This window comes from Mesorhizobium sp. M1A.F.Ca.IN.020.03.2.1 (genome assembly GCF_004023205.1).
In the GTDB taxonomy this organism is placed as follows: domain Bacteria; phylum Pseudomonadota; class Alphaproteobacteria; order Rhizobiales; family Rhizobiaceae; genus Mesorhizobium.
Genome location: NZ_RZSV01000185.1, coordinates 1 through 11,668, shown reverse-complemented (window position 1 = coordinate 11,668; position 11,668 = coordinate 1). Strand labels below are relative to the sequence as shown.

General features: G+C 64.6%; 11 protein-coding genes. 7 read left to right on the top strand and 4 right to left on the bottom strand.

Annotated elements, in window-relative coordinates; translation table 11 throughout:
* Both EOA79_RS23975 and EOA79_RS23970 read left to right on the top strand, forming a co-directional pair.
* Positions 1-705: amidohydrolase family protein (locus EOA79_RS23975; RefSeq protein WP_164893931.1), on the top strand; the 705-nt coding region annotated here is incomplete at its 5' end.
* Positions 706-788: 83 nt separating this feature from the next.
* Entirely contained in the window at positions 789-1,712 is a 924-nt protein-coding gene (locus tag EOA79_RS23970; protein ID WP_067324352.1) for a DMT family transporter, read from the top strand.
* Between the two features lie 15 nt (positions 1,713-1,727).
* On the opposite strand, the gene EOA79_RS23965 is transcribed toward EOA79_RS23970, so the two are convergent.
* Complete coding sequence (locus tag EOA79_RS23965) at positions 1,728-2,630, bottom strand: phosphotransferase family protein (protein WP_095824291.1); 903 nt, start codon at positions 2,628-2,630, stop codon at positions 1,728-1,730.
* Positions 2,631-2,725: 95 nt separating this feature from the next.
* Between EOA79_RS23965 and EOA79_RS23960 the strand changes: the two genes are divergently transcribed.
* The gene (locus EOA79_RS23960; RefSeq protein ID WP_095824290.1) at positions 2,726-3,358 is read left to right on the top strand and encodes a class I SAM-dependent methyltransferase; all 633 of its coding nucleotides are present in this window, start codon (positions 2,726-2,728) and stop codon (positions 3,356-3,358) included.
* Positions 3,359-3,371: 13 nt separating this feature from the next.
* On the opposite strand, the gene EOA79_RS23955 is transcribed toward EOA79_RS23960, so the two are convergent.
* From EOA79_RS23955 to EOA79_RS23945, 3 genes are all read right to left on the bottom strand, one after another.
* Positions 3,372-5,825, bottom strand: a complete 2,454-nt coding sequence (locus tag EOA79_RS23955) for an FAD-dependent oxidoreductase (protein ID WP_095824289.1) — start codon at positions 5,823-5,825, stop codon at positions 3,372-3,374.
* Positions 5,822-6,718, bottom strand: coding sequence for a phosphotransferase family protein (locus tag EOA79_RS23950; RefSeq protein ID WP_095824288.1), 897 nt, complete (start codon positions 6,716-6,718; stop codon positions 5,822-5,824). The genes EOA79_RS23955 and EOA79_RS23950 overlap by 4 nt, the downstream gene beginning before the upstream one ends.
* Positions 6,719-6,925: 207 nt before the next feature.
* Positions 6,926-7,114: a hypothetical protein gene (locus EOA79_RS23945; RefSeq protein ID WP_127214944.1), complete on the bottom strand. Its 189-nt coding sequence runs from the start codon at positions 7,112-7,114 to the stop codon at positions 6,926-6,928.
* A 4-nt stretch (positions 7,115-7,118) separates the two neighbouring features.
* Here EOA79_RS23945 and EOA79_RS23940 point away from each other — a divergent pair, with 4 nt between their 5' ends.
* The 4 genes from EOA79_RS23940 (at position 7,119) to EOA79_RS23925 (ending at position 11,474) form a co-directional block, all read left to right on the top strand.
* Positions 7,119-7,883: a DeoR/GlpR family DNA-binding transcription regulator gene (locus tag EOA79_RS23940; protein ID WP_095799264.1), complete on the top strand. Its 765-nt coding sequence runs from the start codon at positions 7,119-7,121 to the stop codon at positions 7,881-7,883.
* 54 nt (positions 7,884-7,937) lie between these two features.
* On the top strand, positions 7,938-8,849 hold the full coding sequence (locus EOA79_RS23935) for a LysR substrate-binding domain-containing protein (RefSeq protein WP_067003593.1): 912 nt from the start codon (positions 7,938-7,940) through the stop codon (positions 8,847-8,849).
* A gap of 281 nt (positions 8,850-9,130) precedes the next feature.
* Positions 9,131-10,285, top strand: coding sequence for an ABC transporter substrate-binding protein (locus EOA79_RS23930; RefSeq protein WP_095777615.1), 1,155 nt, complete (start codon positions 9,131-9,133; stop codon positions 10,283-10,285).
* A gap of 190 nt (positions 10,286-10,475) precedes the next feature.
* Positions 10,476-11,474, top strand: coding sequence for an ABC transporter ATP-binding protein (locus EOA79_RS23925; protein WP_095824287.1), 999 nt, complete (start codon positions 10,476-10,478; stop codon positions 11,472-11,474).
* The last annotated feature ends 194 nt before the right edge of the window (positions 11,475-11,668 follow it).

Here is an 11,668-nt window from a genome sequence, read left to right as displayed (position 1 = left end):
GTGACGGAACTCTGCGAGATCGCGGCGGAGCGCGGCCTGATGGTCGACATGCATTGCGACGAGACCGACGACCCGCTTTCGCGCCACATCGAGCAGCTTGCCTATGAAACGCAGCGCCTCGGCTTGCAGGGCAGGGTGGCGGGCTCGCACCTCACCTCGATGCATTCCATGGACAATTACTACGTCTCGAAGCTGTTGCCGCTGATCGCCGAGGCCGGCGTCTCGGCGATCCCCAATCCGCTGATCAACATCATGCTGCAGGGGCGCCACGATACTTTCCCCAAGCGGCGTGGCCTCACCCGGGTGAAGGAGATGCTGGCGCTCGGCATCCGCGTCGGCTGGGGCCAGGACTGCGTGCTCGACCCGTGGTATTCGCTGGGCACGGCGGACATGCTCGACGTGGCCTTCATGGGCCTGCATGTCGCGCAGATGTCGAGCCCGGCCGACATGGCGCGCTGCTTCGACATGGTCACCAACGTCAACGCCGCCATCATGGGGCTTGATCATCTCGGTCTGACCGTCGGCAAGCGGGCGAGCCTTGTCGTGCTCGACGCCGGCTATCCGATCGAGGCCGTCCGCCTGCGCCCTGAGCGCCTCTGTGTCATCGCCAGGGGCAAGGTGGTGGCCGAACGGACCAGGCAGGAGACGCGGCTGTCGATCGCCGGTCGGCCGGAGAACGTCAACCGCAGGCACAAATCCGCGTAGCGCCAGCCGATTTCCGCCGCTGGTCTTACGGATCGTCCGAATTTCCCTCCTCAAAGCGACAGATTGCGAGTAGGGAGCCGGGCATGGCCCAGTTCCTCGCCCGCAATCTCACGATCAAGAATGTCCTGCTCGCCGGCATTCTCTTGATGCTGGCCGGCGACTTCATGTTCGCGCTCAACGACGCGATGGGCAAATGGCTGGTCGCTTCCTTCTCGGTCGGTCAGGTGGTGTTGGTTCGCTCCATCGGCGCCTTCTTGGTGCTTGGGCCGATGATCGCCAACCAGGGCGCAGGCAAGCTTTTTCAGGTGGAAAGGCCGGTGCTGCAGGTCCTGCGCGTCGCGGCGACCACGCTCGATACCGGGCTGTTCTATGCCGCGGTCGTCTATCTGCCGCTCGCCGACGTGATGAGCTTCTACATGGCCGGACCGATCTATGTCGCCGCGCTCTCGCATCTCCTGCTCGGCGAGAAGGTCGGCTGGCGGCGCTGGCTGGCGATCCTGGTCGGCTTCTGCGGTGTGCTGATCATCCTGAAGCCATCGTCGGCCGCGTTTTCGTTGTCATCGGCCTATGCGCTGATCGGCAGCATTGCCTTCGGCTTCGCCATCATTCTCGGCCGGCGTTTGCGCGGAACGAGTGACACGACGCTGGTCACCTGGCAGACCATCGGCACGTTGATTGTCGGCGGCGCGCTGGCGATCGGCGCCTGGCGCACGCCGTCGGCGCTCGATTTCGGCGCCATGCTTTTGCTCGGCATCGTTTCCTGCGCCGCCCATCTGATGATCACCCGGGCGCTGAAACTGGCGCCGGCGTCAACGCTTGCGCCGCTGCATTACAGCCTGCTGCTGTGGGCCATTGTCTTCGGCCTGGTCTTCTTCGGCGATGTGCCGAGCCCGCGGATACTCGCCGGCTCGGCCATCGTTGTGCTCGCCGGCATCTTCATCTTCCATCGCCAGAAGGTGGTCGAGACCGTCGTGCCGCCGGAAAACGTGCCGAAAGGCGTCAACTAGGATCCAGGCCTGCGCTCACCCCTCTCGCACAGCAGCGAGGTGGCGTGAAAACTCGGGCATCTCCATCAGCGCCTTGCAGCGGGCGAAGCGTCCGTCCGCATAGGCGCGGAAATCGTCGACCGGGTTGTTGTTGGCGAGCTGGATCAGCCCCCACAACGTCCAGAGCAGGTCGCACATGGCCTTGTAGATGACGACGCGGCCGCGCTCGGCCGGCCTTGCTTCGCCGCCGAAATAGGCGCGCATCAGCTCTTCATCCTGGCCGGCGTCGAACTTGCCTTCGACCGAGAGGTCGCCGAGATCCCACAACGGATCGTTCATGCCGGAGTACTCCCAGTCGACGATCCACATCCGCTCCCCGGTATCGAGAAAGTTTTCGCAGAGCGGATCGCAGTGGCAGGCAGCAAGCTGGATCGGGTGCGTGACCAATGCTTCGCGCACGCTGCTCGCCTCGCGCACCACGTCGTGGTAGCCGGGCGGCAGGACCACATCCTTGGTCGACAGCACTTTCAGATAGTCGTCGATCATCGCAAACAGCTCGAAGCGGAAGGGGAAGACCGCGCCGGACGAATGCAGCTTTCGGAAGGCTGCGCCCGCGCGCGCCGGACTTCCCTGCCTGGCCTTGAACTTTTCCGGCGACATGGTCTCGGCGTCGGCGACGAAGCGCGTTGCCATCAAGCCGGATGCGGGGTCGGCAAAAAGCACCTCCGGGCTGACGCCGGCCTTGGCCGCCTCGCGCGCCGCCACCGCCTCGTTGGCGCGGTTGATATATTCCTCCGTGCCCTTGCCGGGAATGCGCAGGCAGACCTCGCCGGCCTTGTAGACACGGTTGGTAAGGCCGCCCAGCCGCTCCAGCGGCCCCTTGTATCCGGCAAGCGCCGGAATGGCGGCCAGCGCCGCGCGCGCCTCTTCCATCGTCACCCCCTTAACCATCACGCCATGTTTATGGCGGAACGGTTCCACAGTTTTTGCCGCTTGGCTACCATGGCCGACACGAATCGGCGGCGGGAGCGGCAATGGCGGACGGCAAGCACAACAGCGCGCTAAGCGCGGCCTATGCCGCAACACGGCCGGACGAGGTGGCCGCAATCTACGATAGCTGGGCCGAAACTTACGACGCCGATATGTCGGCGGCCGGCTATCGCCATCCGACCATCTGCCTGGCCCTGCTGGCCCGCCATCTGCCGCGCGGCGCGGAACCTGTGCTCGACGCAGGCGCCGGCACCGGGCTGATCGGCGAATGGCTCGCAATCACCGGCTATCCTCGTGTCGAGGCGCTCGACATCTCGCAAGGCATGCTGGACAAGGCCGGCGCCAAGGGCGTCTACACGGCGCTGCATCGTCTGGCGCTGGGCGGCGCCCTGCCTTTCTCGGACGGCGCCTATGCCGGCATCGTTTCGGCCGGCGTCTTCACCTCCGGCCATGTCGGCGTCGAGGGGCTGGACGAGCTGATCCGCATCTGCCGTCCAGGCGGCATCATCGTGCTGACGATCAAGAACACGCTCTGGCAGGCCGGCTTTGCCGAGCGGATCGCCGTGCTCGAAGCGGAGGACGTCATAACCCGGCTTGAAGAGACACGGCCTTACGCGTCGATGCCCGGCGAGGGCGATGCGGTGCCAAGCAGGGGCCTCGTGCTGCGCGTCGGCTGACCGCTTTCCTCGCTTACGCCTTTATCTTCTCTCCGGCCGGATCGTACATCGGCTCGAGATGGATCTTTGCCGGCGTGCGCTCCATCGCCACCACCAGTTCATAGGCGCCGGAGGCGAGGAAGTCGTCGCTGACGCCATCGGCGTTGCGCACATAGCCATAGCCGATGTTCTTCTCCACCGTATAGCCATAGCCGCCGCTGGTGAGATAGCCGACCGGTTGGCCGTTGCGCAGGATCGTCTCGCGTCCGGCCAGGACGACGTCCGGATCGTCGACCGTGAAGCCGGCAAAGCGTTTTGTCAGCGGCTGGCCGGCCGCTTTCTCCAGCGCCCGCCGCCCGATGAAGTCGTTGTTCTTCCTGAGCTTCACAGCCCAGCCGAGGCCCGCTTCCTGCGGCGTGTCATTCGGCGTGATGTCCGCCCCCCAGGCGCGATAGCGCTTTTCCAGCCGCAGCGATTCCAGCGCCCGGTAGCCGACCGGGCGGATGCGATGCTGTTTCCCGGCTGCCATGAGGGCATCAAAAATCTCGCCCGTCGCGGCGATCGGCACATGCAACTCCCAGCCGAGCTCGCCGACATAGGTCACCCGCAGCGCCCGCACGGTGTGGCCGGCGATGTCGATCTCGCGCGCGTGGCCGAAGGGGAAGGCGGCGTTGGAGACATCCGCACCCGTTACCGCCGACAGCACGTCGCGGGCACGTGGCCCCATCAGCGACAGCGTGCCGAAATCCTCGGTCACGTCTTTGAGCGCCGCGTCGAGTCCCTGGCCGAGATGGTCGCCGATCCACGAAAAATCATGCGTGCGGAAACCGGTGCCGGTGACGATGTAGAACCTGTCCTCGCCGAGCCGTGCCACCGTGAGGTCTGCTTCGATGCCGCCGCGCGTGTTGAGAAGCTGCGTATAGGTCAGCCGGCCGACCGGCTTGTTGATGTCGTTGGTGCAGATCCAGTCGAGCGCCCTCAGCGCATCGGCCCCGGTCATCTCATATTTGGCAAAGGAGGATTGGTCGAAGATGCCGACTTTCTCGCGCACATGCCGATGTTCCTCGCCGACCGCCTCGAACCAGTTCTGCCGGCCCATTGAATAGACGTCTTCCGGCTCTACGCCGTCGGGCGCGAACCAGTTCGGCCGCTCCCAGCCGAGCTTCGAGCCGAACACGGCGCGGTGCTCTCTCAGCCGCTCATAGAGCGGCGAGACGATGCGCGGCCGGCCCGAGAGATATTCCTCATGCGGGAAGCCGATGGTGTAGTGCTTGCCATAGGCCTCGAGCGTGCGGTCGCAGACCCATTGCCGGTCGCGGTGCAGGTTGGAAAAACGCCTGATGTCGACCACCCAGAGGTCGAGCGGCGCCTCGCCGTCGACCACCCATTGCGCCAGCACCCAGCCGGCGCCGCCGCCGGACGCGATGCCGAAGGCGTTGAAGCCGGCGCCGACGAACATGTTGGCGCATTCGGGCGCGACACCAAGGATGAAATTGCCGTCCGGGGTAAAGCTCTCCGGCCCGTTGATCATTTGCTTCACGCCGACATTGGCCAGCGCCGGCACCCGCTCGATCGCCTGCGCCATATGCTGCTCGAAGTGGTCGTAATCATCATCGAACAGGCGGAACTCCCAGTCGTTGGGCACGTCGCCCCCGGGGAGCTCAGTCGTCCAGGCCTGCGGGTTCGGCTCATAGCCGCCCATCACCAGCCCGCCGACCTCTTCCTTGAAATAGGTGCGGCGGTCGGGGTCGCGGATTGTCGGCGCGTCGTTGGCCAGCCCTTCGATCTTCTCGGTGATGATGTACTGGTGCTTGACCGGCTGCAGCGGCACGTTGATGCCGGCCATCGCGCCGACCTGCCTTGCCCATTGCCCAGCGCAGTTCACCACTCTGTCGCAGGCAATGTCGCCCTTTTCGGTCTTCACCGCGGTGATGCGTCCGCCCGTCATCTCGAATCCGGTGACGCGCGCGTCCTCGAACAGTTTTGCGCCATGCATGCGCGCGCCCTTGGCGAGCGATTGCGTGATATCGGAGGGGCTGGCCTGACCGTCGGTCGGCAGCCAGGAGGCGCCGACGAGGTCGCCGGTTTCCATCAGCGGCCACATGCGCTTCACCTCGGCGGGCGACAGCAGCTGCATGTCCATGCCGAAGCTTTTTGCCGTCGTCGCCAATCGCTTGAACTCGGTCCAGCGATCGGCGTTGGTGGCGAGCCTGAGGCACCCGGTCATTTTCCAGCCGGTCGCCAGTCCCGTTTCGGCCTCGAGCCCCTTATAGAGCTCGACGGAATATTTGAGCACGCGGGTTATCGAGGCCGACGAGCGCAGCTGCCCGACCAGTCCGGCCGCGTGCCAGGTCGAGCCCGAGGTCAGCTTGCCTTGCTCCAGCAGCACCACGTCGGCCTTGTGGTCGCGCGCCAAATGATAGGCGGTCGAGCAGCCGATGATGCCGCCGCCGATGACCACGATCCCGGCATGGCTGGGCAAAGTCATGATCTTGTCCCGTATCTCGTCCGGTAGTTTTCCAGTGCAGCGTCGAGCCGCACCAGGTTCTCTTCGGTATAGGCGACGTAATCGATGCCGGGCGCGTCGAGATAAATCTCGGAGACCATGCTCCACATTGCCTCGCGCAGCAGCGAGGCGCATTGCATGGCCGCGTGCGAGCGGCGGATCTCGCTGTCCGGTTCCTTCATGAAATAGGCGGTCAGGAAGGCGAAGGATTCCTCGTCGCTCATGCCCGCATTCGAGGCGGCCCCGGCCAGGTCGAACATGGCCGTGTTGAAGCCGGCATATTCGAAATCGATCAGCCACAGCCGCTTGCCGTCGTCGAGGATGTTGGCCGGCAAAAGATCATTGTGGCCGAAGACGATCGGCAAAAGCTTCTGCGCCCGTTCGAGCTCGTCGGCTAAAGCGAGATAGCGCGGCAGCTCGTCCTTCTTGCGGCTGCCACCTTCCTCGAGCGTGCGCGCATAGTCGCGGATGACATGAAAGACCCAGAACATGAAACCGGCGCCGGAGACGTGGTTCGGCATCTCGCGGTGAAAGCGCCGCAGCAGCGCCGCCACGCGGCCGAGATCGGCGCGCACATCCTCGGCAAGGAAGGTCCTGGCGCCGAGAAACTGGGTCACCAGAATTCCGGGCTCGGCGTAGTGCACGGCCGGCGCGAAGCCGGCCGCATGCGCCGCGCGCGCCGTCATCACCTCGCGCTCGCGAAAGACATGGTGGAACGGGAAGTCCTGGCCGAAGCGCACCACGTGCCGGCCGGCGGCGTCGGTAACGACATAGTTGGCGTTGCTGAGGCCGCCCGGCAGCGGCTCGATCTCGATGCCGCCGCTCCAGCAGGGCAGAGCGCGGATGCGGTCTTCGGTGGTTACGGCGGCGCTCACGGGTTCGGTCCTGCTTCGGCCGGCTTACGACAAAGCGCCGGTCTCTCACAAAGCCATGAGAGAAAAAAGAAAGGCCTCGTCGGTGCGGGATGCCGGGACTGATATCCCTCACCACACCGACGAGCCCCTTGGCCAGGCTTAGGATCCCGGCATCCGCCCCCGCGGATTCGAAAAAAGCTCGCGTCAGGCACGTTCCAGAAAATCTGGTCAGTCGATTGCGGCTCTGCCATCACCCTCCTGTGGCAGTTCCGAGCCTGTCACGACAACAATCTCACGCCAGCGTGATGTTGCTGTCAATAAAAAGCTGTGACCTTTTTTGGGTGTTTTGCCCGAAAATATGAGCAATTCCTTTAAAAGCGTTAGGAATGCCGTAGAATCGGTCAAAATCCCGGACATCCACATGATCCACTCGAAACGGCACGGCGAGATCCTGCGGCTCCTCGGTGAGGAGGGCACGATCACCATCGCCAGCCTGGCCGAGCGCCTGGGCGTGTCGCTGGAGACGGTCAGGCGCGACGTGAAACCGCTGACGGATGACGGAGCATTGCTCAAGATGCATGGCGCCGTCAGCCTGCGCTCTATGACAGGCGAGGCGCCGTTCGAGCGCCGCATGCGCGAGAATGCCGAAGCAAAGCGTCTGATTGCCCGCATGGTCGCGGCCACCATCCGCGACGGCGAGTCGATCATGCTCGACACCGGCACCACCACGTCCTTCCTGGCGCGCGAACTGCTCGGCCATCGCCGCCTGACGGTGGTCACCAATTCGTCCGACATCGCCCGTACGCTGGCGACGGTGAACGGCAACAAGGTCTATATGGCCGGCGGCGAGCTGCGCAGCGATTCAGGCGCGGCCCTCGGAGTCGCGGCGATCGAATTCGTAAGCCGCTTCTCGGTCAGCCACGCGGTGATCTCCATCGGCGCGGTCGACGCCGTCGCCGGCCTGACCGACTACGAGCTGGAGGAGGCGGAATTCGCCCGCATGGTGTTGTCGCGCGGGCAACGCACGCTGGTCGTCACCGACCATACCAAGTTCGGCCGGCAGGGCCTGGTTCAGGTCTGCGGCTTCGACGGTTTCTCCGAGCTCGCCACCGACCAGCCGCCGCCGCGCGACATCGCCGCCGCGCTCAGCCAGGCCGGCGCGCGTCTCAGCATTGCGACGGCCTAGCGCCGGAGCCGCCAACGGCTTTCCTTCCCGGCCGCGCCGGTGTTTAGTCGGGTCATGGCCTTCACCATCCGCCAGCTCCAGTTCTTCGTCGCCGTCGCCGAGCAAGGCACGGTCTCGGGCGCCGCGCAGAACCTCTCCATCTCGCAATCCTCGGTCACCGAGGCGATCAAGGAGCTGGAAAGCGATCTCGGCGTCGAGCTGTTCGACCGCCACCCGCGCGGCCTCAACATCACCCATAAGGGCCACCAGTTCCTGCGCCACGCGACGAAAATCCTGGCCGACGTTTCCGATGCGCGCCGCGCTTTCCTCGGCGATCAACTCACAGCGGGCGGGCGGCTGCAGCTCGGCGTCACCTCGCTCGTCGCCGGCTACGTGCTCTCCGATCTGCTGGCTCGCTACCGCCGCGCCTATCCGAGCGTCGAAGTCTCGGCGATCGAGGACAATGGCGACTATCTCGAGCATCTGCTGGTCGGCGGCAAGCTCGACATCGCCGTCATGGTCACGTCGAATTTGCGCGATCGCACCGCGCTGCAGTCGGAAATCCTCGAAGTCTCGGCCTATCGGCTCTGGCTGCCGCTCAGCCACAAGCTCGCCAGCGCCGACATTATCTCGATCGGCGACATCGCTTCCGAACCGCTGATCATGCTGACCGTCGACGAGATCGAGGAGAACACCGGCAAGCTGCTGTCGGCGCTCGGTGCGAGACCGCATGTCGCCTTCCGCACCCGCTCCGTCGAGGCCGTGCGCAGCCTCGTCGCCACCGGCGCCGGCGTGGCGCTGCTGCCAGATCTCGTCTATCGTCCCTGGTCGCTGGAAGGCGACCGCATCGAATCCCGCGATATCTCCGGCTCGCTTCCGGTCGTCCAGGTCGGCATGGTTTGGCGCCGCGGTTCCAGCCTGCCGCAGGCCGCCCGCGACTTTATCGGACTTGCCCAGTCGCAGCGCATGGTCCGGCAGCGGCTCTGATCAGAGCGATTCCAGCAAAGTGTGAACGGTTGGGCTCGGCGACTTCGCCGCAACCTTCCGTCCGAAATGGCGTCGGAAAGAGTATCGGAAAATCCGATATCGGCTTTCTGATAAATGGATTTGCGAAACCGGAATTTTCACAGCACTTTTCGCTCAGGGAACAAAGCCGCTCAGGAGCGCGGCTGCCGGGGTGATGGGAACTCTGGCGTTCAGGTTTGCGTGTGATCCTTGTTGAAAACCGGATCGGTTTCGGGGTCATGCGCCAAAATGGGAGATCGATGATGAATGCATTCCTGAAGTCATGCACGGCGTTGACGGTTGCGCTGACCTTCTCGGGTCAGGCGATCGCCCAGGTCAAGGAAGTCGGCAAGGGCGAGGGCGAGCTGAATATCGTCGCCTGGCCGGGCTATATCGAGCGGGGCGAGACCGACAAGAACTACGACTGGGTGACCGCCTTCGAGAAGGAGACCGGCTGCAAGGTCAACGTCAAGACCGCCAATACGTCGGACGAGATGGTCTCGCTGATGAACGAGGGCGGCTTCGACCTGGTGACGGCTTCTGGTGATGCTTCCCTGCGTCTCGTCGCCGGCAAGCGCGTGCAGCCGATCAACACCGACCTCATCAAGAGCTGGAAGACGGTCGACGACCGTCTCAAGGACGCGCCCTGGTTCACCGTCGACAAGGTGCATTACGGCGTGCCCTACCAGTGGGGCCCGAACATCCTGATGTACAACACCACCGTCTTCAAGGAAGCGCCCAAGAGCTGGAACGTCGTTTTCGAGGAGATGAAGCTGCCCGACGGCAAGTCGAACAAGGGGCGTGTCCAGGCCTATGACGGCCCGATCCACATTGCCGATGCCGCCAACTACCTGATGTTCCACAAGCCGGAATTGGGCATCAAGGACCCTTACGAGCTCAGCGAAGACCAGTACAAGGCGGCGCTCGATCTGCTGCGCACCCAGCGCACCCTGGTCGGCCGCTACTGGCATGACGCCGCAATCCAGGTCGACGATTTCCAGAACGAAGGCGTCGTCGCCTCCGGCTCGTGGCCGTATCAGGTGAACACGCTGGTCGCCGCCAAGAAGCCGGTCGCCTCGACCGTGCCGGAGGAGGGCGTCACCGGCTGGGCCGACACCACCATGATGGAAGCCGACGCCGCCCATCCGAACTGCGCCTATATGTGGCTCGAGCACTCGCTCTCGCCCAAGGTCCAGGGCGATGTGTCGTCCTGGTTCGGCTCTCTGCCGGTCGTGCCCGCCGCCTGCAAGGGCAATGAACTGCTGGGCGACGAGGGCTGCAAGACCAACGGTTACGACAATTTCGAGAAGATCAAGTTCTGGAAGACGCCGATATCGAAATGCGCCAGCCAGAATGACAAATGCGTGCCCTATTACCGCTGGGTGTCGGACTATATCGGCGTCATCGGCGGGCGGTGAGTTCGCCTAGCCTTTAGAAGTTGGCGCTGCCCCTCACCCTTACCCTCTCCCCGTGAAGAACGGGGAGAGGGGGGCGCCAGCGCTGGAGTTTGTCCCTTCTCCCCGTCTTTCACGCGGAGAAGGTGCCGGCAGGCGGACGAGGGGCAGCACAGACGCCCGAATTTGAGAGCCTGAACCTTCAGGACAGATCATGACCTCCGCCGTTTCCTTTAAACAAGTCTCGCGCCATTTCGGCAGCGTGCGCGCCGTCGATGCGGTCGATCTCGACATCGCGCCGGGCGAGTTCTTCGCCATGCTCGGGCCGTCCGGTTCCGGCAAGACGACCTGCCTCAGACTGATCGCCGGCTTCGAGCAGCCGACGGCCGGCTCGATCTCCATCTTCGGCGAGCGGGCCGAAGGCGTTCCGCCCTATCGCCGCAACGTCAACACCGTTTTCCAGGACTACGCGCTGTTCCCGCATCTGAACGTGCTCGACAACGTCGCTTACGGGCTGATGGTCAAGGGCGTCGGCAGGGTCGAACGGCTGAAGGCGGCGGAAGAGGCGCTCTCGCTGGTGCGCCTGCCGGGCTATGGGGCCCGGCGCCCCGGCCAACTCTCCGGCGGCCAACGCCAGCGCGTCGCGCTTGCCCGGGCGCTCGTCAACCAGCCCAAAGTGCTGCTGCTCGACGAGCCGCTCGGCGCGCTCGACCTCAAGCTGCGCGAGAACATGCAGGAAGAGCTGAAGTCGCTGCAGAAGGTGCTCGGCATCACCTTCGTCTTCGTCACTCACGACCAGGGCGAAGCCCTTTCCATGGCCGACCGTGTTGCCGTCTTCAACGACGGCAGAATCATGCAAGTCGGCACGCCGGAGGACATTTACCAGCGGCCGAGGACGCGTTTCGTCGCCGATTTCGTCGGCTCGTCCAACGTGCTGCCGCCGGATTTCGTGCAGCGCTATTCCGGCCAGCATCGCTGGGGCAGCCTCAGGCCTGAATCCATCCGCGTATCGGGCGCCACGAGCGGCGATGGCGTTGCCGCGCGTCTGGTCGGGACCAACTATCTCGGCGCCACCACAAGGCTGGCGCTGGATGCCGATGGGCTGAGGCTGCATGCCATGGTGCCGGCGGGGACCGCGCTCCCTGCCGAAGGCGAGGCGGTGATGCTCACCTTCAACCGCGAGCACCTGCATCTGATGGACGAGCCGGCATGATTGAGGTTTGTGCAAAGCACCCTCCTCTGTCCTGCCGGACATCTCCCGCGCAAGGGGGGAGATTGGCTGTCGCCACTCGCTTCGCCAATCTTCGGCGTTGCAGAACTGGCGGGGCAGACGAGCTGCTGATCTCCCGCCTTGCGGGGGAGATGGCCGGCAGGCCAGAGGGGGGGGGGGAGGATCTCGGCCGTGCC